Raw genomic sequence first — 20,649 nt, 5'->3', positions numbered from 1 at the left:
GGTGAACTCTTCCCCCGGTGATCTCAACTGGCTACTCGACGATCTCGTCGACCGGCTGGCAGGGGTCCGCTACGCGGTCGTGCTGTCCACCGACGGACTGCTGCTGGGTCGCTCCACGCAGATGAAGCGTGAAGACGCCGAACACTTCGCCGCGATGTCGTCGACCCTGTACGGTCTCGCGCGCAGCGCGGGCGCCCGGTTCGACGGTGGTGGCGTGCGCCAGGCCGTGATCGAGCTCGATCGCGCGGTGCTGTTCGTGACCTCGGCGGGCGAAAACGCTTGTCTGGCACTGCAAGCCACCGAGTCGGCGAATCTCGGCATGGTCGCCTACGAAATGAATCTCACCGTGACGCGGGTCGGCAATTATCTGTCGGCGGAACCGCGGCACGGGCATGCGCAGCTATAGAAAGTTTCGACAATGACTCGACTCGGCGATCCGTGGTTCGACGACGCGGCCGGACCCCTGGTCCGGCCGTACGCGGTGACCCGCGGTCGCACCATGGGTGCGGCGCACGACCTGGACATGCTCACGGTGGTGGTGGCAGTACATCCCGCCCCCACCCTGCGCAAGCCAGAACCCGAGTACCGGACGATCGCGCAGCTGTGCAAGCGTCCCCAGTCGGTGGCCGAGGTCTCGGCCGTGCTGAAACTGCCTCTGGCGGTGACCAAGATCCTCGTCGGTGATCTCATCGCCGAGGGCCACCTCATCTTCCGGGCTCCAGTAACGGCGCAGGCCGGTGCCGGTGACCTCAACATATTGCGAGCGGTTCTGGATGGCATCCGAAAACTTTGACCCGACCGCAGGCGACCAGCACCTGGCCGCCTCGGTGAAGATTCTCATCGCCGGTGGCTTCGGCGTCGGCAAGACCACCATGGTGGCCTCGATCAGCGAGATCGCGCCGCTGCGCACCGAGGAGCTGATCACCGAGGTCAGCACCGGCGTCGACGACCTGTCGGGGGTGGAGCAGAAGCACACGACCACGGTCGCACTGGACTTCGGCCGCATCACCATCGACCGGGACCTGGTGCTGTACCTGTTCGGCACGCCCGGACAGGACCGCTTCTGGTTCCTGTGGGACGAGCTGTGCCGTGGCGCGCTGGGTGCGATCGTGCTCGCCGACACCCGCCGGTTGAGCAATTCCTTTGCGGCAGTGGACTTCTTCGAACGGCGCGGCCTGCCGTTCCTGATCGCGGTGAACTGCTTCGACGGCGCCCCGCGCTACACCGTCGACGAGGTCCGCGACGCACTGGACCTGGACCCCAACACCCCGGTCATCCTATGCGACGCCCGCGACCGACCCTCGGCCAAGGCGGTGCTGACCCACCTGGTCGAGTACCTGATCGACCGCGCCGCCCGCACCCCCGTCACCACCTGAGCGGCTGGGCCGAGCCCGGCGCGGGGCTCGGCCTGACCCCCTCCCGGCACTGCGCGGCTGAAACATGTGACGTACCAATGCCTTTGGTAGCCACCGCGATATCCACTCGACCGCCCTGGCTGAAACTGTTAAGTTCCGTCGATGGTGCCACTGTCCAACGCGGTCGCGTTCGCCGTCGCGGCGTTCATCATCATCGTGATCCCCGGTCCGAACGTGCTGTTCGCGATCGGGCGGGCGCTGACGTTGGGGCGGCGGTCGGGGATTCTCACGGTCGCCGGCGCGGTGGCCGGGTCGACGGTGCCGTTGGTGGTGGTCGCGGTGGGGTTGGGTGCGGTCCTGATGGCGTCGACGGTGCTGTTCACTGTGGTGAAAGTGATCGGTGCCGCGTATTTGATCTACCTGGGTGTCACCGCGATTCGTGACCGCAAGAAACTCGCGACGGCGATGAACGCTTCCGCGCCCGCGGTGTCGGGTCGCCGACTACTCGGTCAGGGTTTCGTCGTCGGGGCGACCAACCCGAAAACTGTGGTGTTCTTCGGGGCGGTGCTGCCGCAGTTCGCCGAGCCGGCCGCGGGTCCGCTGACCACCCAGTTGCTGGTCCTCGGCGCGATCTTCCTCGCCATTCAAATGCTGTCGGACAGCGTATGGGCAGTACTGGCGGCCACCGCGCGCGGCTGGTTCGCCCGCTCCCCTCGCCGCCTGGAAGCCGTGGGCAGCACCGGTGGCGCGATGATCATCGGCCTCGGCACCAGCGTGGCGTTCGCGGGCACCCACTGACAGCTGTCGCGGCGAACCCGGCGACCGGGTCCACCGCGACAGCGAGAACTCAGCGGAAGCGCAGGTTCGCGGTGGCCAGGCCGAAGATCTTGCGGCCGCCGGACTTGGCCACGATGGCGATCACGGCGGTGCGGGTGGCCGGATCGAGGGACTTCACGCGGCCCGCGTACTCGACCTCGCCGCCTTCCCTGGCCACGATCGCGTAGTTCGACAGGCGCACGCCGTAGCGGGTGACCGCGCCCGGGTCGCCCGACCAGCTGGACACGAAGCCCGCGCCCAGACCCATGGTCAGCATGCCGTGGGCGATGATGTCGGGCAGACCGGCCAGGCCCGCGATCTTCTCGTCCCAGTGGATCGGGTTGTTGTCGCCGGACACCCCCGCGTAGTTGACCAGGTCACCGCGGGAGATCCGGGCGTCGCGCAGGGGCAGCTCGTCGCCCACGGTCAGCTCGTCGAACGACATCGTGGTGCTCGGGACGCGCGCAGCACCCTCGACCGACAAACGCACCTCGCCCTCGGGGCGCAGCGTGGTCTCCACCTGCGCGCTGCGGTCCTGACTGAACACCTTCACGCCGTGCAGCATGATGTTCTCCACCGCGGCGGTGATCTCGGGATCGGCGCCGTCCTCACCGGTGATGCCCACGACCGTGGTGTGCATGGTGTGCACGGTCTCGCCCAGTTCGTCGACGAACGTGTTGGTGACGGTGATCAGGTCCTTGCCCGCGACCGTGCGCACCGAGGTCAGCTCGACATCGACCACCAGACGGTCGCCCGCCACGATCGGCTTGTGCTGTTCGAAGACCTGCTCGGTCTGCACGAACATGTCATAGCCCACGACCACCGACTCGAACAGCAGCTTGTTGGCCGCCATCGCCGGGATCGACACGAACGTCAGCGGCGCGACCACACCCGGGTAGCCCAGCGCTGCGGCCGCCTCGTCCTCCCAGTGGGCGGGATGGAAGTCCTGCACCGCACGCGCGTACTCGCGAATCTTCTCGCGACCGACCTCGTACACGCCGTCGACCCGGTAGTAATGCCCTACCTTCGACGCGGTATCCGGGGCATCGACAGCGCGGGCATCGACTACGGAAGTCACTATGAATCACCTTCGTTCGGGGGATGGACACCCGGGAGGCTAGTCGACGCGCAGTCGGGCCGGGTATTTGTTGGCACAGTTCACAGTTCCATGCCCGCCCGACGCGGCTAGAAGGAGGGTACGTCGCTGGTGCTCGCGTTGCCACCCACCGAGGGCTGCAGCGTGATCGTCCAGTCCGAATCACCGTCGAACGAGTCGTCGAACTTCGAGAAATCACGGTTGCGGGTGAACCCCAGCGTGGCCTGATCCCAGTCCTTGCCCGACTTCATGTAGACGTAGTACGTGCCGTCGATTCCGCTGAGCGTGGCGTTGGAATTGCCCTGCACGTAGATCGTGGCCTGCGGGTTCTTCGGGTCGCCGTTGGTGACCACGACCGCGACATCGCTGCTGTTGCCGTTCTCGATCTTCAACGTGCCCGCACCGTTGAGCCCGTTCTGCTGCACCACCTCGCCGTTCTCGCCGCGACGATCCAGCAGCGACGGCACCTCCGGGATGACCAGACTCTGGGGCGTGCTCGCGGTCGACGAACTGGTCGACGCGGCGCCGGTCGACTGACCCGACTCGCAACCACCGACAACAAGGGCCGCCGCGATCGCGGACACGGCATACCACTGACTTTTCAACGTTGACACCCCACGCTCATGGACCGGACTCCCCGAGCCCAGCCTCCGCGTCAGTATTGCGCGAAATGCCCGAAATGTCAGCACAACTCATCGCGCAAACCTCTCCCCCGCCCATCTGGAATGAGTCATACTCTGGAATGTGTCCACCACATCGGACTTCGAACGGATGTTGCGCACAGCCTCGCTGCGCGTCACCGCGCCACGCCTGGCGGTCCTGACTGCCGTGCACCAGCATCCGCACGCCGACACCGATACCATCCTGGGCCAGGTCAGAGCCAGCCTCGGCGCCGTGAGCCAACAGGCCGTCTACGACGTGTTGCGGGCCCTGACCAGCGCCGGACTGCTCCGGCGGATCCAGCCGATGGGCACCGTCGCGCGCTACGAGACCCGTGTGCGCGACAACCATCATCACCTGGTGTGCCGATCCTGTGGGGTGATCGTCGATGTCGAATGCAGTGTCGGCGACGCGCCCTGTCTGACTGCCCCCGATGACAACGGTTTCGTCGTCGACGAAGCCGAGGTCATCTACTGGGGCCGGTGCCCCGAATGCACGACATCATCATCACCCTCCTGAAAGGATCCACCGTGCCCCAGGAACACCCACCTATCGCGGAAGCCAACACGGAACCCGGAGACAGTGGTTGCCCGGTCATGCACCGGCCCTTCGCGTCCACCGACGCCCGTGGCAGCCACCGTGACTGGTGGCCCAACCAGCTCAATCTGACTCTGCTGCAGAAGAATCCGGCTGTGGCCAACCCGATGGGCACCGATTTCGACTACGCCGCGGAGTTCGCCACCCTGGATCTGGCGCAGGTGAAGGCCGATATCGAACAGGTCATGACGACCTCGCAGCCCTGGTGGCCCGCCGACTTCGGCCACTACGGTCCCTTCTTCATCCGGATGGCCTGGCATTCCGCCGGCACCTACCGGGTCGGTGACGGTCGCGGCGGCGCGGGCGCGGGCATGCAGCGGTTCGCCCCGCTCAACAGCTGGCCCGACAACGCCAGCCTGGACAAGGCGCGTCGTCTGCTGTGGCCGGTGAAGAAGAAGTACGGCCGCAAGCTGTCCTGGGCCGACCTGATCGTGTTCACCGGCAACGTCGCGCTCGAGTCGATGGGCTTCGAAACCTTCGGCTTCGGTGGCGGCCGCGTGGACGCGTGGGAGCCCGAAGAAGACGTGTTCTGGGGTCCGGAGAACACCTGGCTGGGCGACGAACGCTACACCGGTGACCGCAACCTCGAACGACCCCTTGCCGCAGTGCAAATGGGTCTGATCTACGTCAATCCCGAAGGGCCCAACGGCAATCCGGATCCCATCGCCGCCGCCGTCGACATCCGCGAGACCTTCGCCCGGATGGCGATGAACGACGAGGAGACCGCCGCGCTGATCGCGGGCGGGCACACCTTCGGCAAGACCCACGGTGCGGGCCCCGCCGATAATGTCGGTCCCGAACCCGAGGCCGCGCCGCTGGAACTGCAGGGGCTGGGCTGGAAGAGCGAATTCGGCACCGGGGTCGGCGAGGACGCGATCACCAGTGGGCTGGAAGGCATTTGGAACAGCACGCCCATCACCTGGGACAACAACTTCCTCGAAACCCTCTACGGGTACGAGTGGGAGCTGACCAAGAGCCCGGCCGGCGCGCACCAATGGATTCCCAAGGACGGCGCGGGCGCCGACACCGTTCCCGACCCGTTCATCCCGGGTAAGAAGCGCGCACCGATCATGCTCACCACCGACCTGTCGCTGCGGTTCGACCCGATCTACGGGCCGATCACCCGCCGCTGGCTGGACAACCCCGCGGAGTTCGCCGACGCGTTCGCACGCGCCTGGTACAAGCTCACCCACCGCGACATGGGGCCGATCGTGCGGTACCTCGGCCCGCTGGTGCCGTCGGAGGAACTGCTGTGGCAGGACCCCGTGCCCGCCCAGAACGGCCCGCTCATCGGCGACGCCGAGATCGCGGCGCTCAAGGGTCAGATCCAGTCGTCGGGGCTGTCCATCGCCCAGCTGGTCACCACGGCATGGGCGGCGGCGTCGTCGTTCCGTGGCAGTGACAAGCGCGGCGGCGCCAACGGTGGTCGCCTCCGGCTGCAGCCGCAGGCGGGTTGGGCGGTGAACCAGCCCGACGAGCTCGCGCAGGTGGTGCGGGTCTACGAGGGCATCCAGGAGTCGTTCAACGCGGGTGGCGGCGCGCAGGTGTCGTTCGCCGACCTGGTCGTGCTCGGCGGTGCGGTCGGTGTCGAACAGGCCGCTCAGGCTGCCGGTTTCCCGGTCACGGTGCCGTTCTCGCCCGGCCGCACCGATGCCACGCAGGCGCAGACCGACATCGAGTCGTTCGACGCGCTCGAGACCCCGGCCGACGGTTTCCGCAACTACGTGTCCAAGGACGCGCAGATCCCCGCGGAATTCCTGCTCATCGACAAGGCCAACCTGCTCACGCTCAGCGCCCCGGAAATGACCGTGCTCATCGGTGGCCTGCGAGTGCTCGGCGCGAACTACCAGTCCTCGCCGCTGGGCGTGTTCACCGAAACCCCCGGCGCGTTGACGAACGACTTCTTCGTCAACCTGCTCGACATGGGCATCGAATGGACCCCGTCCGCCGCCGACGAGAACGTCTACGAAGGCCGTGACCGCGCCTCCAGCGCCGTCACCTGGACCGGCAGCCGCGTCGACCTGGTCTTCGGCTCCAACTCGCAACTGCGAGCCGTAGCCGAGGTCTACGCCACCGACGACGCCAAGGAGAAGTTCGTCCACGACTTCGTCGCCGCGTGGACCAAGGTCAGCAACCTGGACCGGTTCGACCTGGTCTGATCCACCACACCGAAATGCCCTGCGAATCCTGGTGATTCGCAGGGCATTTCCAACCCGGTCACGTCCTATCCGTTCAGGTGGTGCTGGTCCTGCCGTTGCGGGGCGCGAAGCATGAAGATGTCGATGGGTGTCTCGCTGTCGACGCTGAACCCATGTCGGAGGTAGAGCCGCTGGGCCGGGCTGCCGCGCAGAACGTTCACTCGGACGACAATCCGCTCTCGGTCGCAGCGTGCGAGTATCCGACTCAGCACAGCCGAACCGATTCCTGCGCCCTGCCGACCTGGATCCAGGTAGAAGTGCTCGAGCCAGTGCCCCTCGTCGGCCGGCCTGAGCGCGACGCAGCCGGCAAAGACACCACCCACCTCGATCACCGAGGTGTGCTCTGCGATGAACCCATCCCGCAGCCGCTGCCGCACCCGCCGCTCGTCGTAGCGGCCCAGCCGCTCCAGATCCGACCGCATCGTCACCGCACGCAACTCCGCGATCAACTCCACATCCGCGAGCACGGCAGGGCGCACCTCCCAATCCTGCATGGCCGAAAGGTTAGCGGCCAGAGTTGCTGTCCACGGCATATGCGTTCGGGTAGTGAGTTCCTCTAACGTTGCGGCGGTGCTAGGACATTCACATGCGACGAGTGGGGCGCTGGCGTGGGCGGGGACCGCTGCGGCGTTGCCGCTGACGGTGGCCGCTTTTCCCTTGGTCGACAGCGAGACAACGCAATTCGGGATCGCCGAGCTCATTATCGGGACTTTTCTCACCGCGGGGGCGGCGTTGTTGCCGGACGCGGATCATCCCAGTGGGACGATTTCGCATGTGCTGGGGCCTGTTTCGCATCACCTGTGCCGGTTGATCTCGTGGGTGTCGGGTGGGCATCGGCACGGGACGCATTCGTTGTTGTTCGTGGTCGCGGCGGTGGCCGCTACGTGGGCGGGCGAGCACTATTGGGGGCGGCCGTTCACGTTGAGTCTGGTGTTCTTTCTGCTGGCGCTGGCGGTGCGGTCGTTGCATCTGTGTCCGCCGGGCAAGAGTGTGCGCACGTACGGGACCGTGATCGTGTTGGCGTCGGCGGGCACGTTCGCTGTCGATCATTGGATCGTCGATCGGCCGGTGTGGTTGCCGGTGTGCGTCGGGCTGGGGTGTTTGGCGCATCTGCTCGGGGACTGCCTCACGGATCGGGGTTGCCGGTTGCTGTGGCCGTTTCCGTTGCGGACCCGGGTGCCGTTGATCGAGCGGACCGGGAACCGGGTCGAAACCTGGGTTATCTCACCGCTTTTCGTGCTGGGTGCGATGGGTGCGCTCTGGTACGCGATCATGCATCGACCGTGAGTGTCGAGGCGGCGGGTCGGTCCCGCCGCCTCGAGGGCGACCACTTCCCCAGCCAGGCCGGCGTAGCCGGTTCCCCTATTCAGCACCCTGGTCGCATACATAGTTTGATGCGCATATCGCTGTATCACGATGGACTACGACCAGGCAGCGAACTTTTCAAGAGCGCACCGTCCTTACTTCGGGTCTGGCGTACAGACCGTCAGAAACGAATTCCGGTTCTCCCGTTGAACTTCCGACGCATCCATCCACCCCCGCTGCCCGAACAGATAACTTCCGGCAGGGTGCTCCCCCGACTCCCGCAGCACCGCCGCGACATCGACATGAGCACCGTTGGATGTCGGACCGTCCACGGCAAAGGACAGCGACCCCGCCGATGTCCAGTCATAACCGACGGGCAGCGCTTTCTGAACCTGAAGCGGCCCAACCGAATCCGACGAAGACCCCCCGGACGTCCGCAACAGATCCATGTGCTCCACCACCACCCCCGGCCGCGGCGCACTCCACACCTGCTCGGCGCTGTCCCCCGTACCGGAGTCGAAGGTCAACCGCAGCCCCGTGACCCCCGCACACGGAGTCCCCGTCCACACCTTCAAAACACCGTCATCGACGCGAAATCCGGCCGCCGGCGGCAGCGACGGCGCGAATTGCGCTGTGTTGTCACACGCTGCGGTCATCGCCACGAGCAAGGCAGCGCAGACAACCCTAGTGATAGCCACCATCGGAAAGTCCCGCTTCTTCCTCGGTCTCGTTGCCGCCGGTTGCCTGCTCCCACACATAGGAGGCGAGGAACCCCGCATACCCTTCCTCGGCCCATTGCTGGGAGTGCCGCTCCTCGTGATGCAGGAGCCGATCCAGGTCCAGGCTCCCCCGGGACGGCCCGGCATCGCCCGCGTACCAGGCGTGACCCGACGACGCCACCTCGCGAAGCTGCTGCGCCGGATCCTTCGGGTCATCGATGTTCAGCATGAACGTGTCACCCCAGGCCGTGCCCCCGTTCTGGCTGTACACGTCCTGAACAACGTTGCCGCCCAGGCCCATCATCATGCCGTTCGGAGTGGTCACGAGCCGTCCGCCGTTGCCGTGCACGAAGCCCACGTCGTCGTCGTAGCTCCAGGAGTTCTCCTTTTGCCGCTCGGCGATGCGCCGCAGTTCCGCGGATCCGTACGGGGTCGGCGCGAAGTCGGTGGTTTCGCCTTCGGTGCCGTAGTCGGTGCCCGCGTTGAGGAGGTAGGTCATGCGCACCGCTTTGGCGGCGTCGTCTCCGCTGATGCCGGTCGGCAACAGGAAGTACGACTTGAAGATCCCGTCGCCGTCCTCGTCCTCGCGGATCTCTTCCAAGCCGTCGAGGACCTTGAAGTCCTCGGGCGTGATGTGGTGTTCGGTGATGATCTGTTTGATCGTGTCGATCGAAACACCCCGGCGCACAGCGTTTTCCAGCCACTGCCGGTAGTAGCCCGACGCCGGCGGCCCGGTCAGCAGCCCGGCGTCGCGCAGCGCCTGCTCCATCTCGATCACCTCGGCGTCGATCTCTCCGCCCTTGCGCGCGCCGTCAAGAGTGGTCGCGCCATGGTCGCTGATCTTGCGGTCCTGCGCGAGCTGCATCACCCGGGCCAGCGCGGTGTCGATGTTGGTCGCGGTGACCAGGATCGCCTTGGTTTCGCGCTCGAGCTGCACCCGGATGGTTTCGCGGTGCCGTCGGGTCTCGGCGCGGTCTTCGGCTTCGAACCGCGACTTCGGCGGCGGGTCGGCGGGTTTGTTGTCCACGATCGCGCCGTTGTCGGCGATGCCGAACTGGTAGGTGTCGGCCAGGGCGTCGTTGTTGGCGACCCTGGTCGTCAGCGCGGTCACGTCGTCGGACGCGTTCTGCATGGCACGTTCGACCGCCGACAGTTCCGCGGTCAGGATCTCGGCCTTGTTCCGCGTATCGCCCAGCGAATCGCGGGCGCGCACGCTCGCGGGACCGTGCCAGGTGGGCAGTTTCCTGGCGTCGTCGAGCTCGTCCTGTAACCCGATGAGTTTGTCGCGGCGACCGTGCAGGTTGGTGGCCGCGGTGTCCAGCGCCGTAGCGTTCCAGGCGCGAACGTCGTGGTAGCCGATACTCATCTGCGGAATGCCTCTTTCGCGGCGGCCTCGTTTTCGGAGTACAACTTCGCGGCCGAGGTGATCGAGGTGTTCCACCGGCCGATCTCGTCGGCCCAGTCCTTCGCGCGATCATCGAAGGTCGTCGACAGCGTGGGCGCCTTCTTCGCCGCATCCCCGCCCGGCAACGCTGTCGCGATCGCGTCCAAGCCGGTGCCCGGGTGCACCGCCCTGGCCTGTGTCGCCGCTGATCCTGCCGCGCCCGCCGCTTCGCGCAGCTGACGAATCTCGACCTCGAAACCGCCCACAGTCTGTGACCCCCACCTTGATTCGGTTCGTCACCCAGCACTGTAGTGGAATGTCGGGACAGTGGCTGGTCCCCGAACCGATCCCATTCCCGCCATCATTGAGTGAACAGTTGTACTCTCGATCTCGTGACGGAGCAGCTCCCCCAATCTCAGGCCGAAGTGCAGGCACTCACCCGGCTGGCCGGTGACGAGTTCGTGGGGGCGGTCGACGGGATCGCCGCCATGCATCGCGCCATCTCCGACCGGGTTTTCGCCGCGGTGCGACTGGGTGTCGGCCCGGCCGCGACGCCGGTGAAGCTCGTGCACGACGCCATCACCGACGGGGTGTACGCCGCGGTGGGTGGCACCGGATTCATCGTCGGCGAGGTGGCGGGCGCGGTTCAGCTGACCGGTGTCACCGCGCCGTCGCGCACGGTCTGGGGTGCCGGTGTGCTGGCCGCGATCCAGGGTTTGATCGGCGACACTCTCGAGGACGAGGCCCCGATCCTGTCCTCCCCCATGACTTTTCGCGTCGACGGCGTGCCGGTCCCGCCCGAACAGTTCGCCGCGCACGTGCCGGTGCCGACCACCAAACTGGTCGTGCTGCTGCACGGGCTCGTGGAAAGCGAACACGCCTGGCGCCTGGGCGGGCGCCCCACCTACGGCGAACGCCTCGAGGCCGATCTGGGCTACACGCCGGTGTTCGTCCGCTTCAACACCGGCCTGCACATCTCCGAGAACGCCGCCCAACTCAACGCCCTGCTGACCCGCCTGGTCGACAGCTGGCCGATGCCCGTGCACGAGATCTGCCTGATCGGGCACTCGATGGGCGGGCTGGTCATGCGCAGCGCCTGCCATCAGGCCGAGGAATCGGGCCAAGCGTGGGTGCGGTCGGTGCGGCAGGTGGTGTGCCTTGGCTCCCCGCATCTTGGCGCGCCGCTGGAACAGTTCGTGCACTACGCCTCGGCCGCGCTGGATCGGTTCCCCGAGACCCGGCCGCTGAGCAAGCTGTTGCGCCGACGCAGCGCGGGCATCCGTGATCTGCGCCAGGGTTCGCTGGTCGACGACGACTGGCGCGACCTCGACGTCGACGACCTGCGCGCCCGCGCGATCAAGGAAGTGCCGCTGCTGCCCGACGTCGATCACTACTTCGTCACCACGACCATCACGCACAGCCCGCGCCACCCGCTGGGCGTGATCATCGGCGACGGCATGGTCCTGTCGGGCAGCGGTTCCGGTCGCGGACGCACCCGACGCCTGGATTTCGACGCCGTGAACGGCCTACACATCCCCGCCGCGAACCATTTCAGCCTGCTCAATCACGACGCCGTCTACGACGCTCTGCACAGCTGGTTGTCGAGCACGCCCCGCCGACCGCGCCAGGTCGATACGCTGGGGCCATGACTCTCGACCATGGCGATCCGGGCGACGCACCTGCCATTCCGCTGCCGACCGCTCCCCTGGCCAACGAGGCGCGTCCCTCGCCGGCCGAGGAAGCCAGAACGATCGCGGCGGGCACCAACACCGGCACACTGGCCAGCCTCACCGGCGACGGTGCGCCGTGGGCGTCGTTCATCACCTACGGATTACTCGACGGCGCACCGGTGCTGAGCGTGTCGCGCCTGGCCGAACACGGCCGCAACCTGGCCGCCGACCCGCGCGCCAGCATCGCCATCGTCACCCCCGACATCCCCGCCGATCCCCTGGCCGGCACCCGGATCACCCTGGCCGGTTTCGTGGAACGGCCGACCGGCGACGAAGCCGACGCCGCGCGCGCGGCCCACCTGTCCGCGATCCCCGCCGCGAAGTACTACATCGATTACAGCGACTTCACGCTGTGGGTGTTGCGGATCGAACGGGTCCGCTGGGTCGGTGGCTACGGTCGAATGGACTCGGCCTCGGCAGCGGATTACCTTGCCGCGCAACCGGACCCGATCGTGCCCCAGTCCGCCCCCGGCATCGCTCACCTCAACGCCGACCACGCCGAAGCCCTCCTGGCGATGGCTCAGCAGCTGGGCGGCTTCCCCGATGCCATCGCCGCCACCTGCGAACGAGCCGACCGTTACGGCCTGGACCTGCGTGTGGAATCCCCCCGCGGCGTAGCCCGCACCCGCGTCGGCTACGCCGCACCACTGTCAGATATCAGCGAACTGCGTTCGGCCACAGTCGAATTGGCCAAGCGGGCTCGCGCGACCGCCTGACACAGGTCTTTTGTCAGTTCCAGAGGGCGGCGACCAACACGTTCACGATGGCCAGGCCGCCCGCGGCGTCGGTCATCCAGTTGATCTGCTTGCCGCGCTTGGCATCCGCGCGACCGATTTCCGCGAAGGCGGCTACCGCGACGGCGATGATCAACTTCACCGCCAGTTTCGTGGTGTCGGGGTCTTTACCGAGGGAGTCGATGGCCGATGCCATCCCGGCCAGGGCGATGCCGGTGATCAGCTGCGCGCGAGCACCCCAGACCATCAGCTCCGAGACCACCGGGCGCGAAGCGACAAAGCCACCGACGACCGCGGCCATGCCGAGCAAGTGTGCGACAACCACCAGGTTGTATACGAATTCCATAGCTGCGAAGCGTAGTTCAGACGAGAACGGCCGGCACCCGAAGGCACCGGCCGATTCAGACGAACTTCTCCGTTGTCGGGGTCAGTGTGCCTGCTGGTCCAGCAGGTGCGAGTCCTTGCGGACACCGAACGCGGTGATGATCTCCATGACGCCGATGACGATCAAGAAGATGCCCACCACCCAGACCAGGGTCGCGATGGACGAGATCGGCCACACGATCAGCACCACACCGGCCAGCGCGCTGACGATGCCGTAGAAGATCTGCCAACCACGTCCGGGCACACCGCTGTCGGAGATCGCCGCGAACAGCACCGCGATGCCACGGAACAGCCAGCTGATACCGATCCACAGACCCAGCAGCACGATCGAGGCCAGGTCGTCGCGGAAGCAGAACACGCCGATGATCAGCGACAGCACGCCACTGATGAACGACAGCACGCGAAAGCTGGTGCTGGGCAGATGAGTAAAGGCGGCCACCAATTGGAAGATGCCGCTGACAACCATGTAGATACCGAAAAGAACGCCCGCCACGAGCAGAGACGGACCGGGCCACACGAGCACGATGATGCCGAGCACCACCGCGAGCAAACCGGTGACCAGAATTGTTTGCCAGGTCTTCTTGGCCAGAGCCGTCAACGGGCTCCCCAACACGGTGTTTGTCGTCATGACGAGATGTTATGCCCGCGCGCACCGGTTTTCCGGAAAGTAGCTGGGGTTGTGATCGTGTCGTGCACCACTGCCTCGTTGCCCAGGCGAACGTTTGGTCCGCAACCGTCCCGGGTAGATGAAGAATGTGTCGGTTGTACTCGTGCTGCAAGCTCGGGGCCTCGGTGATCTTCTCGCCGCGGTCCCAGCTCTGCGTGCCCTGCGCCGGGCCGAACCGCGCAGCCGGATCGTCCTGGCCGCCCCGCATCGGCTGGAGCAGATCGTGGACCTGATCTCCTCGGTCGACGAACTGGTCGCCACCGCCGACCCGGCCGCCTTGATCTGGGACGGTCCCGCACCCGAATTGGCGGTGAACCTGCACGGCCCCGACGGCGCCAGCGCACGGGCACTGGCCGATACCGGGGCCGCGCGGATCATCGGCCATCGCACGCCCGCCCTGCCCAAGCTCGCCGGTCCCCGCTGGGATCCCGAAGCGCACGCGGTGGATCGGTGGTGTCGGCTGCTCGAGGGGGAAGGCATCGACGCCGATCGCCGCAACCTCGGTTTGGTGCCGCCGGTGGCCTCGATCAGTCGCCGCGATTGCGTGGTGGTCCATATCGGTGCGGGCGCGCCCGCACGTCGGTGGCCGCCCGAGCGGTTCGCCGCGGTGGTGCGCCACCTGCTGGTGCTGGGCCGCGATGTCGTGCTCACCGGCGACCCCTTCGAACGCGATATCGCCAGGGAGGTGGCCGCGCAGGCGGGTCTGCCCGACGATCGGGTGCTGGCGGGCAGGCAGAACCTCACCGATCTGGCGGCCACGGTGGCCGAGGCGACGCTGGTGATCAGCGGCGATACCGGTATCGGACATCTGGCCACGGCGTTCGGCACCCGCACGGTGCTGCTGTTCGGGCCGACCCCGCCGCGTCGGGGCGGACCGCCCGCGCACCTGATCGGCAGGCACGCGGTGCTGTGGGCGGGGCACACGGGCGACCCCGAGGGATTGTCGCCCGATGCCGGGTTGCTGCGAATCGGCGTGCCCGAGGTGATCTCCGCGGTCGACATGCAGCTGGACAAGCAGGCATGGGCCGCCACGGGGCGTTCCCGTTATCGCCGAGTGGGCTGAGCAGGTTCGACACCGGCCGCGTCACGCAGCGCGGCGGCGTGCGCGGCCAGGGCGCTGGGCCAGAACTTCTCCAGGTAGTCGCGAGCGTCGTTGAGACCGCGCGGATCGAGGGAGTACAGGTGCTTGTTGCCCTCGCGTCGCATGCGGACCAGGTGGGCTTCGCGCAGCACGCGTAGGTGCTGGGAGGCCGCTGAGCTGGTGATTCCGGTGGCGGTGGCCAGTTCGGCCACCGAGCGGGGGCCCTGCGGCAGCGATTCGAAGATCGCGCGCCGAGTGGGGTCCGATAACGCGGTGATCGCACGAACTCCGTTAGCGTCCACTGAATCAGTGTCCCCGGGATGAGGGTTTTCGGCAACGATCTTGCACACCGGCATTTCACCCGGTGAGTCCAATGAAGGAGAGTTTCGTTAGAGGATCGTTATAGATCAACTGCGGTTATAGCGGTTCGTGATCGCAACCACAGAGTTCGCCGCGAAGGTTACGGTTTAGCTACGTTCATAACCATGTTCGTGACCAACCCGTTATCTGCTCGAGTCTCCGACGCCTTCGCAGGTCGTTGGGGAGGCGTAGTCGCGGGTGCGGTGGCTTTGTCCGCACTCGTGGGTACCTCCGTCGCCACTTTCAGTGAGCCTGAGAGCCATGTCCCCACTACTACTATCGCCGCGGATGCCACTGAGGCTGTCAATGCCGGCCAGTACCGCTTCACCGCGTACACCCCCGCCGAGGCCCAGAGCGCGCAGGCCCCCGCGTCTGCCCCGATCCCGTGGGAAGAGCACCGCGAAGCGGTAGCCCTCGAGCTGCCCGCGCTGCCGACCCTCGCGCCGCCCGCACCGCCGCGCCCGCAGACCGTTCGCCCGGTCACCGGCCGCCTGACCTCCTACTACGGCGCCCGCTGGGGCACCGCGCACAACGGCATCGACTTCGGTGACCCGGTCGGCGCCCCGATCTTCGCCGTCACCGACGGCACCGTGATCGAAGCCGGTCCGGCCACGGGCTTCGGCCTGTGGGTCCGCGTCCAGCAGGACGACGGCACCATCGGCGTGTTCGGCCACGTGAACGACATCCTGGTGCAGGTCGGCCAGCACGTCAACGCCGGTGACGTCATCGCCACCGTCGGCAACCGCGGCAACTCCACCGGCCCCCACCTGCACTACGAGGTGCACGTGCCCGACGGCTCCCTGTACGGCGCCCCGATCGACCCGCACCCGTGGCTTGCCGCGCGTGGCGTCGACGCGGGCATCGCCCAGGACTGATACCTACCCACTGATCGCCGCCCGCCGCGCGATCAGAAAATCCCGAAGCCGCGCGACCGCGAGCGTCGAGTCATGGTCTCCCGAGACCAGACCGACCTCGCGGTCGCGTTTGCCATCGATGGGGATGATCGCCAGGTCCGGGTTCGGGATTTCGGCGGCCGGTAGCAGTGCCACGCCTTGACCGAGGGCTACCAGGGCGCGCAGCGTTTCGAATTCGGTGATCTCGAAAGCCACGCGAGGGGTGAAACCCGCTGCGGTGCACCAGGTGTCAAGGAGTCTGCGCAGTTGGTAGCTGGGTGGATTCGCGATGAAGGTTTCGTCGGCCAGTTCGGCCAGGTCGATGCGGGTGCGGGCCGCCAGTGGGTGGGTTTTCGCCACGTGCAGGTCTATGCGTTGGCGGCCGAGGTCGACCGTGGGCAGGTCTGGTGGGGGCGGGATCATCACCGCGAGGTCGAGGCGGCCGTCGCGGACCTGTTCGGCCAGTGCTTCGCCGTGGGCTTGCACCAGGTGCAGGCGGATGCGGGGGGATCGGGTGTGGAATTGGGCCAGCAGCGACGGAATGCTGACGGGGCCCAGTGTCAAGGGGAAGCCGAAGCGGACCAGGCCCGTGTCGGGGTCGGCGTCCGCGCGGACCCGGTGCACCGCGTCGTCGAGGGCGCGGACCAGCCCGCGCGTGCGTTCGTAGAGTTCACGTCCCTGCGGGGTGAGTGCCACGCCGCGCCCGATCGGCTGGAACAGGGCCACACCCAGTTCCTGTTCGAGGGTTTTGATCCGGCGACTCAGCGACGATTGCGGCACGCCCAGTCGCGCGGCGGCCCTGGTGAAATGGCCTTCGGCGGCGGCCGCGTCGAACGCGGCCAGCAGCGGGGCCAGGGCCTGCGCGCCGACATCGCCGTATTCATCCATATTCGGATCATATCTTCGGCGATTTCGTGTTGGACGGATAGCTGGTGGGCGCGTGACGATGGCCGTACACAGCACACGGGAGGTTCGACCATGAACGACACCACACGACCCGAAACCCGCAGTGGCGACGACGTTCTCGACGCGGTCCTGATCGGCGGCGGGATCATGTCAGCCACACTCGGCGCACTGTTGAGCACCCTTGCACCGGATTGGTCGATCGCACTGTTCGAGCGACTGGGCGAACCGGCGGCCGAGAGCAGCCATCCGTGGAACAACGCAGGCACCGGGCATTCCGGGATGTGCGAGCTCAACTACATGCCCGACCCTGCCGACGGTGCCAAGGCCGCGGGGATCGCGGAGCAGTTCGCGCTGTCGCGACGGTTCTGGTCCGCGCTGGCGCGACGCGGCGAGCTCGAGCCCGACACGTTTCTCACCCCGACACCGCATATCACGGCCGTGTTCGGCGAACGCGATATCGCCTACCTGCGGCAGCGGTACGAGACGTTGCGGGAACTGCCCGCGTTCGCGGACATGGAGTTCACCACCGATCGCGCGGTGATCGCGCAGTGGGCGCCGCTGCTCGTGCGCGGCCGGGCCGACGGAGACGCGATGGCGGCGACCCGGCACAGTGCGGGCACCGATATCGACTTCGGCGCGCTGACCAGGTCTTTGCTGGCCACGATGAGCGCGGCGGGCAATGCGGTGCGGATGCGTCGCGAGATCACCGGGCTGGCGCGCGGCAAGGACGGACTGTGGACCGTGCGCGGTCGCGATCTCGACAGTGGACGAAAGTTCCAGGTGCGCACCAGGTTCGTGTTCGTCGGCGCGGGCGGATACGCCTTGCGCCTGCTGCAGCGTGCCGGTCTGCCCGAAGTGCGCGGGTACGGGGTGTTCCCGCTGGGCGCGCAGTTCCTGCGCACCGACAATCCCGAGGTCGTCGCCGAGCATCAAGCCAAGGTCTACAGCCAAGCCGCAGTGGGCGCACCCCCGATGTCGGTCCCCCACCTCGACCGCCGCGAGGTCGACGGCAGCGCGGCCCTGCTGTTCGGGCCCTACGCCACCTTCAGCACCCGGCTCCTGCGCCACGGAAAACTCACCGACCTGTTCACCACGTTGCGCCCCCACAACATCGTGCCGTTGGTCGCCGCCGGGCTACAGAACCTCGGCCTGGTCAAGTTTCTGATCACCGAACTGCTCGCCACCCGCCGCCAGAAATTCGCCCAACTCCAACGCTTCTTCCCCACCGCCGACCCCGCCGACTGGACCCTGATCCAGGCAGGCCAACGCGCCCAACTGGTCAAACCCGACCCGAAACACGGCGGCGTGCTCGAATTCGGCACCGAACTGGTGACCGGCGCCGACGGAACCTGCGCCGGCCTGCTCGGCGCCTCCCCCGGTGCGTCGATCGCGCCCGCGATCATGCGCGATCTGCTCGACCGCTGCTTCCCTGCCCGCCGCCACGAGTGGTCACCGCTGCTGACCGAACTGCTCCCCGAAACCCCGGTGTCCTCGACTTAGGACCCTGGAACCCTGAGTTCGCGCTGGCGATCTCAGGGTTCTGCCACGACCGGGCCAGGGGTTGGCCTCGGGCAGTACTCGGGTATGAGGGCTGAACCGTTCCTCAGTGGGATTTGGTGGGGTACAGCGGATTTCTACTTTGGGTTCATGGCGACGATCGACTTCACTCAGACCCTGTCCCGCATTCGGTTCCGTGTTGTGGCACCGCGTTCCGAGCGTGCGCCATGGCATGGGCCGTTGATGGTGAATTCCGCGTTGATGGCGGCGCTGGTGGTGGTGTCGGTGGTGGGGATGGTGGTGGACGATCGGGTGTTGCTCGGGGAGTCGGTGTGGCTCAAGCCGGCGAAGTTCGGGTTCGCGTTCGCGTTGTATGGGGTGACGTTGGCGTGGATTTTGCGGTTGCCGCATCGGGGGCGGCGGGCTACCTGGTGGTTGGGGACCGTGTTCGCGGTGACCGGTGTGGCCGATGTGGGGTTCATCGCGGTGCAGGCCGCGCGGGGGACGTTCAGCCATTTCAATGATTCCGTCGATCCGGTCAATGCGATCGGACAGCAGGTGTTCGCCGCCGGGGTGCCCGGGTTGTTCGTGGCCAATCTGGTTCTGGCGGTGATCATTTCGTGGCAGAAGCTGGCGGATCGGCCGACCAGGGTGGCGTTGAAGGCGGGGCTGTGGTTGGCCGTGGCCGCGATGATGCTCGGGTATCTGATGGGGTTCACCGGGCCGCAGCTGGTGCGCCAGGCCGACGGCACCGTGGTCGGGTTGGTGGCGGGTCACACCGTGCGTGCCGGGGACACCGCGCGTGACAGCGCAGGTGGGATGCCGATCACCGGGTGGAGCACGGTCGGCGGTGACCTGCGCATCCCGCATTTCGTCGGCCTGCACGGCATCCAGTTGCTGCTACTGCTCACCGTCGCGCTGATCGCCCTGGCACCCCGTTATCCCTGGTTGCGCACCGAAACCACCCGCACCGCCCTGCTGGTGGTAGCGACACTGGGCTACTTCGGCCTGCTCACGCTGGTGTGCTGGCAAGCCCTGCGCGGCCAGGCCCTCACCAACCCCGACCTCGCCACCGCAGGCGCGGCAACCGCGCTGGCCCTGTTCGTCGTCGGCGGCGTCACAGTTGTCTACTTGCGCGCCCGCGAGTCACTGATGACCTAGAACTGGCCGCAATACTCCGTGTGCCCCACCGAATTCCACTGGGACACACGGAGTTTCGCGCGTTCAGCGAAGCCGTTCCGCTTCCCGAGCCAATTGCACCAACGTCGCACTCAACTCCGCCAACTCGGCCGCCGAGGCTCCCTCCCCCACCGCCGTAGCCACATCCTCGGCAGCACACCGCGCCGCGAACCACCGATCAGCCAGATCGGCCGCCTCCTGCGCAGTGAGCACCACGGCGTCCTCGGGAATCCCGGTCCCCTTGAGACTGCTGCGGTGTTCATAGGCACGTTGACGGCACGATTGGCGGCAATAGCGGCGACGCCGACCCGACTCCGAATCCACGATCTCCCGCCCGCACCACAGGCAGGACAGCAGGCGACTGCGCGACATGATGCGAAACCCTATCGGCCCGCGAAACATTTCGCCGGTTCAGGTCTCGCTGAGCGGGCATCCAGATCTGGGCCTGGCACGGTCGGCACGACCATACGACTACAATGGAACAGTTCATCCCTCCCGCGCGTTGGAGTAGTACCCAGTCCTGTTTTCGGCGCGCCTCCGCCGATGGACTGACCGAAGGGTGCGACGAAGGAGTACCCGTAGGGAGGGAAGAGGCGGAGTCAAGCGCCGAAAACCGCGGCACCAGCCGCCATATACACAGGAGCACACATGGCAGATCGCGTTCTCCGGGGCAGTCGGCTCGGAGCGGTGAGCTACGAGACCGATCGCGACCACGACCTGGCCCCGCGCCGGATCGCCCGCTACCGCACCGATAACGGTGAGGAGTTCGACGTCCCGTTCGCCGACGACGCGGAGATCCCCCCCACTTGGGCGTGCCGTAACGGCCAGGAGGGTCAGCTCATGGAGGGCACCTCGGTCGAGGTGAAGAAGGTCAAGCCGCCGCGCACCCACTGGGACATGCTGCTGGAGCGTCGTAGCAAGGAGGAGCTCGAGGAGCTACTCAAGGAGCGTCTCGACATCCTGAAGACCCGCCGCCGCGGGTAAGGTCGCAGCGCTACGTCGAAGGCCGCCTCCCCTTGTGGGAAGGCGGCCGTCGACGTGTCAGGGGGTAAGTGACTGGCGACCATGCGGTATTGCCGCAGGGCCGC

25 protein-coding genes are annotated in these 20,649 nt (G+C 66.9%); 14 read left to right on the top strand and 11 right to left on the bottom strand.

Annotated elements, in window-relative coordinates:
* Position 1: 1 nt before the first annotated feature.
* From ACFWU5_RS27555 to ACFWU5_RS27540, 4 genes are all read left to right on the top strand, one after another.
* Entirely contained in the window at positions 2 to 406 is a 405-nt protein-coding gene (locus ACFWU5_RS27555) for a roadblock/LC7 domain-containing protein (protein WP_379243054.1), read from the top strand.
* A gap of 12 nt (positions 407 to 418) precedes the next feature.
* A complete protein-coding gene (locus tag ACFWU5_RS27550; RefSeq protein ID WP_379243056.1) occupies positions 419 to 793 on the top strand; it encodes a DUF742 domain-containing protein in 375 nt (124 codons plus the stop codon).
* Complete coding sequence (locus tag ACFWU5_RS27545) at positions 774 to 1,376, top strand: ATP/GTP-binding protein (RefSeq protein WP_379243058.1); 603 nt, start codon at positions 774 to 776, stop codon at positions 1,374 to 1,376. The genes ACFWU5_RS27550 and ACFWU5_RS27545 overlap by 20 nt, the downstream gene beginning before the upstream one ends.
* Before the next feature lie 141 nt (positions 1,377 to 1,517).
* Entirely contained in the window at positions 1,518 to 2,153 is a 636-nt protein-coding gene (locus tag ACFWU5_RS27540; RefSeq protein WP_379243060.1) for a LysE family translocator, read from the top strand.
* A 49-nt stretch (positions 2,154 to 2,202) separates the two neighbouring features.
* Here ACFWU5_RS27540 and ACFWU5_RS27535 read toward each other — a convergent pair whose 3' ends face one another.
* Together ACFWU5_RS27535 and ACFWU5_RS27530 are read right to left on the bottom strand one after the other, a co-directional pair.
* Positions 2,203 to 3,249, bottom strand: a complete 1,047-nt coding sequence (locus ACFWU5_RS27535; protein WP_379243062.1) for a fused (3R)-hydroxyacyl-ACP dehydratase subunits HadA/HadB — start codon at positions 3,247 to 3,249, stop codon at positions 2,203 to 2,205.
* 107 nt (positions 3,250 to 3,356) lie between these two features.
* On the bottom strand, positions 3,357 to 3,881 hold the full coding sequence (locus tag ACFWU5_RS27530; protein ID WP_379243064.1) for a hypothetical protein: 525 nt from the start codon (positions 3,879 to 3,881) through the stop codon (positions 3,357 to 3,359).
* A 130-nt stretch (positions 3,882 to 4,011) separates the two neighbouring features.
* On the opposite strand from ACFWU5_RS27530, the gene ACFWU5_RS27525 reads away from it, so the two are divergent.
* The gene (locus ACFWU5_RS27525) at positions 4,012 to 4,446 is read left to right on the top strand and encodes a Fur family transcriptional regulator (RefSeq protein ID WP_379269768.1); all 435 of its coding nucleotides are present in this window, start codon (positions 4,012 to 4,014) and stop codon (positions 4,444 to 4,446) included.
* 11 nt (positions 4,447 to 4,457) lie between these two features.
* Positions 4,458 to 6,683: a catalase/peroxidase HPI gene (gene katG / locus ACFWU5_RS27520; protein ID WP_379269766.1), complete on the top strand. Its 2,226-nt coding sequence runs from the start codon at positions 4,458 to 4,460 to the stop codon at positions 6,681 to 6,683.
* 65 nt (positions 6,684 to 6,748) lie between these two features.
* Here katG and ACFWU5_RS27515 read toward each other — a convergent pair whose 3' ends face one another.
* Positions 6,749 to 7,189: a GNAT family N-acetyltransferase gene (locus tag ACFWU5_RS27515; RefSeq protein WP_379269765.1), complete on the bottom strand. Its 441-nt coding sequence runs from the start codon at positions 7,187 to 7,189 to the stop codon at positions 6,749 to 6,751.
* A 103-nt stretch (positions 7,190 to 7,292) separates the two neighbouring features.
* Between ACFWU5_RS27515 and ACFWU5_RS27510 the strand changes: the two genes are divergently transcribed.
* Positions 7,293 to 8,009 (top strand): metal-dependent hydrolase, encoded by a 717-nt coding sequence (locus tag ACFWU5_RS27510; protein WP_379269763.1) that lies wholly within the window; start codon positions 7,293 to 7,295, stop codon positions 8,007 to 8,009.
* 173 nt (positions 8,010 to 8,182) lie between these two features.
* Here the strand turns inward: ACFWU5_RS27510 and ACFWU5_RS27505 are convergent, their stop codons facing one another.
* The 3 genes from ACFWU5_RS27505 to ACFWU5_RS27495 all read right to left on the bottom strand — a co-directional run bounded on the left by ACFWU5_RS27505 (position 8,183) and on the right by ACFWU5_RS27495 (position 10,396).
* Positions 8,183 to 8,554 (bottom strand): hypothetical protein, encoded by a 372-nt coding sequence (locus tag ACFWU5_RS27505; protein WP_379269761.1) that lies wholly within the window; start codon positions 8,552 to 8,554, stop codon positions 8,183 to 8,185.
* Between the two features lie 157 nt (positions 8,555 to 8,711).
* Positions 8,712 to 10,112, bottom strand: a complete 1,401-nt coding sequence (locus ACFWU5_RS27500; protein ID WP_379243077.1) for a hypothetical protein — start codon at positions 10,110 to 10,112, stop codon at positions 8,712 to 8,714.
* Positions 10,109 to 10,396 (bottom strand): hypothetical protein, encoded by a 288-nt coding sequence (locus tag ACFWU5_RS27495; protein ID WP_379243079.1) that lies wholly within the window; start codon positions 10,394 to 10,396, stop codon positions 10,109 to 10,111. The genes ACFWU5_RS27500 and ACFWU5_RS27495 overlap by 4 nt, the downstream gene beginning before the upstream one ends.
* Before the next feature lie 126 nt (positions 10,397 to 10,522).
* Here ACFWU5_RS27495 and ACFWU5_RS27490 point away from each other — a divergent pair, with 126 nt between their 5' ends.
* Together ACFWU5_RS27490 and ACFWU5_RS27485 are read left to right on the top strand one after the other, a co-directional pair.
* Positions 10,523 to 11,779: a lipase family alpha/beta hydrolase gene (locus ACFWU5_RS27490; protein ID WP_379243081.1), complete on the top strand. Its 1,257-nt coding sequence runs from the start codon at positions 10,523 to 10,525 to the stop codon at positions 11,777 to 11,779.
* Positions 11,776 to 12,576 carry a HugZ family protein gene (locus ACFWU5_RS27485; protein ID WP_379243083.1) on the top strand — a complete coding sequence of 267 codons (801 nt, stop codon included), beginning with the start codon at positions 11,776 to 11,778 and terminating at the stop codon, positions 12,574 to 12,576. Before ACFWU5_RS27490 ends, ACFWU5_RS27485 begins: the two co-directional genes overlap by 4 nt.
* A gap of 13 nt (positions 12,577 to 12,589) precedes the next feature.
* Here ACFWU5_RS27485 and ACFWU5_RS27480 read toward each other — a convergent pair whose 3' ends face one another.
* Together ACFWU5_RS27480 and ACFWU5_RS27475 are read right to left on the bottom strand one after the other, a co-directional pair.
* Complete coding sequence (locus tag ACFWU5_RS27480) at positions 12,590 to 12,940, bottom strand: hypothetical protein (RefSeq protein WP_379243085.1); 351 nt, start codon at positions 12,938 to 12,940, stop codon at positions 12,590 to 12,592.
* Between the two features lie 81 nt (positions 12,941 to 13,021).
* Complete coding sequence (locus ACFWU5_RS27475; RefSeq protein ID WP_379243087.1) at positions 13,022 to 13,606, bottom strand: HdeD family acid-resistance protein; 585 nt, start codon at positions 13,604 to 13,606, stop codon at positions 13,022 to 13,024.
* Positions 13,607 to 13,733: 127 nt separating this feature from the next.
* Here ACFWU5_RS27475 and ACFWU5_RS27470 point away from each other — a divergent pair, with 127 nt between their 5' ends.
* On the top strand, positions 13,734 to 14,708 hold the full coding sequence (locus tag ACFWU5_RS27470) for a glycosyltransferase family 9 protein (protein ID WP_379243089.1): 975 nt from the start codon (positions 13,734 to 13,736) through the stop codon (positions 14,706 to 14,708).
* Here the strand turns inward: ACFWU5_RS27470 and ACFWU5_RS27465 are convergent.
* The gene (locus ACFWU5_RS27465; protein WP_379243091.1) at positions 14,690 to 15,028 is read right to left on the bottom strand and encodes an ArsR/SmtB family transcription factor; all 339 of its coding nucleotides are present in this window, start codon (positions 15,026 to 15,028) and stop codon (positions 14,690 to 14,692) included. The genes ACFWU5_RS27470 and ACFWU5_RS27465 overlap by 19 nt on opposite strands.
* A gap of 183 nt (positions 15,029 to 15,211) precedes the next feature.
* Between ACFWU5_RS27465 and ACFWU5_RS27460 the strand changes: the two genes are divergently transcribed.
* Complete coding sequence (locus tag ACFWU5_RS27460) at positions 15,212 to 15,961, top strand: M23 family metallopeptidase (protein ID WP_379243093.1); 750 nt, start codon at positions 15,212 to 15,214, stop codon at positions 15,959 to 15,961.
* A 3-nt stretch (positions 15,962 to 15,964) separates the two neighbouring features.
* Here the strand turns inward: ACFWU5_RS27460 and ACFWU5_RS27455 are convergent, their stop codons facing one another.
* Positions 15,965 to 16,867 (bottom strand): LysR family transcriptional regulator, encoded by a 903-nt coding sequence (locus ACFWU5_RS27455; RefSeq protein WP_379243095.1) that lies wholly within the window; start codon positions 16,865 to 16,867, stop codon positions 15,965 to 15,967.
* 90 nt (positions 16,868 to 16,957) lie between these two features.
* On the opposite strand from ACFWU5_RS27455, the gene mqo reads away from it, so the two are divergent.
* Both mqo and ACFWU5_RS27445 read left to right on the top strand, forming a co-directional pair.
* Entirely contained in the window at positions 16,958 to 18,385 is a 1,428-nt protein-coding gene (gene mqo / locus ACFWU5_RS27450) for a malate dehydrogenase (quinone) (RefSeq protein ID WP_379243097.1), read from the top strand.
* 147 nt (positions 18,386 to 18,532) lie between these two features.
* The gene (locus ACFWU5_RS27445; protein ID WP_379243099.1) at positions 18,533 to 19,543 is read left to right on the top strand and encodes a hypothetical protein; all 1,011 of its coding nucleotides are present in this window, start codon (positions 18,533 to 18,535) and stop codon (positions 19,541 to 19,543) included.
* A gap of 63 nt (positions 19,544 to 19,606) precedes the next feature.
* On the opposite strand, the gene ACFWU5_RS27440 is transcribed toward ACFWU5_RS27445, so the two are convergent.
* The gene (locus ACFWU5_RS27440; protein ID WP_379243101.1) at positions 19,607 to 19,933 is read right to left on the bottom strand and encodes a hypothetical protein; all 327 of its coding nucleotides are present in this window, start codon (positions 19,931 to 19,933) and stop codon (positions 19,607 to 19,609) included.
* Between the two features lie 276 nt (positions 19,934 to 20,209).
* On the opposite strand from ACFWU5_RS27440, the gene ACFWU5_RS27435 reads away from it, so the two are divergent.
* Positions 20,210 to 20,545, top strand: a complete 336-nt coding sequence (locus ACFWU5_RS27435; protein WP_379243103.1) for an RNA polymerase-binding protein RbpA — start codon at positions 20,210 to 20,212, stop codon at positions 20,543 to 20,545.
* Positions 20,546 to 20,649 lie beyond the last annotated feature (104 nt).

Source organism: Nocardia sp. NPDC058640 (assembly GCF_042716995.1).
In the GTDB taxonomy this organism is placed as follows: Bacteria; Actinomycetota; Actinomycetes; order Mycobacteriales; family Mycobacteriaceae; genus Nocardia.
The sequence above is the reverse complement of the archived record's forward strand: the minus strand, read 5'-3'. Positions and strand labels throughout refer to the sequence as shown.

Bases quoted from the DNA above. Each gene is read 5' to 3' on its own strand.
- ACFWU5_RS27550 (WP_379243056.1), top strand. From the start codon at position 419: ATGACTCGACTCGGCGATCCGTGGTTCGACGACGCGGCCGGACCCCTG.
- ACFWU5_RS27485 (WP_379243083.1), top strand. From the start codon at position 11,776: ATGACTCTCGACCATGGCGATCCGGGCGACGCACCTGCCATTCCGCTG.
- ACFWU5_RS27540 (WP_379243060.1), top strand. From the start codon at position 1,518: ATGGTGCCACTGTCCAACGCGGTCGCGTTCGCCGTCGCGGCGTTCATC.
- ACFWU5_RS27545 (WP_379243058.1), top strand. From the start codon at position 774: ATGGCATCCGAAAACTTTGACCCGACCGCAGGCGACCAGCACCTGGCC.
- ACFWU5_RS27440 (WP_379243101.1), bottom strand. From the start codon at position 19,933: ATGTCGCGCAGTCGCCTGCTGTCCTGCCTGTGGTGCGGGCGGGAGATC.
- ACFWU5_RS27445 (WP_379243099.1), top strand. From the start codon at position 18,533: ATGGCGACGATCGACTTCACTCAGACCCTGTCCCGCATTCGGTTCCGT.
- ACFWU5_RS27455 (WP_379243095.1), bottom strand. From the start codon at position 16,867: ATGGATGAATACGGCGATGTCGGCGCGCAGGCCCTGGCCCCGCTGCTG.
- ACFWU5_RS27435 (WP_379243103.1), top strand. From the start codon at position 20,210: ATGGCAGATCGCGTTCTCCGGGGCAGTCGGCTCGGAGCGGTGAGCTAC.
- ACFWU5_RS27500 (WP_379243077.1), bottom strand. From the start codon at position 10,112: ATGAGTATCGGCTACCACGACGTTCGCGCCTGGAACGCTACGGCGCTG.
- mqo (WP_379243097.1), top strand. From the start codon at position 16,958: ATGAACGACACCACACGACCCGAAACCCGCAGTGGCGACGACGTTCTC.
- ACFWU5_RS27480 (WP_379243085.1), bottom strand. From the start codon at position 12,940: ATGGAATTCGTATACAACCTGGTGGTTGTCGCACACTTGCTCGGCATG.
- ACFWU5_RS27475 (WP_379243087.1), bottom strand. From the start codon at position 13,606: ATGACGACAAACACCGTGTTGGGGAGCCCGTTGACGGCTCTGGCCAAG.
- ACFWU5_RS27460 (WP_379243093.1), top strand. From the start codon at position 15,212: ATGTTCGTGACCAACCCGTTATCTGCTCGAGTCTCCGACGCCTTCGCA.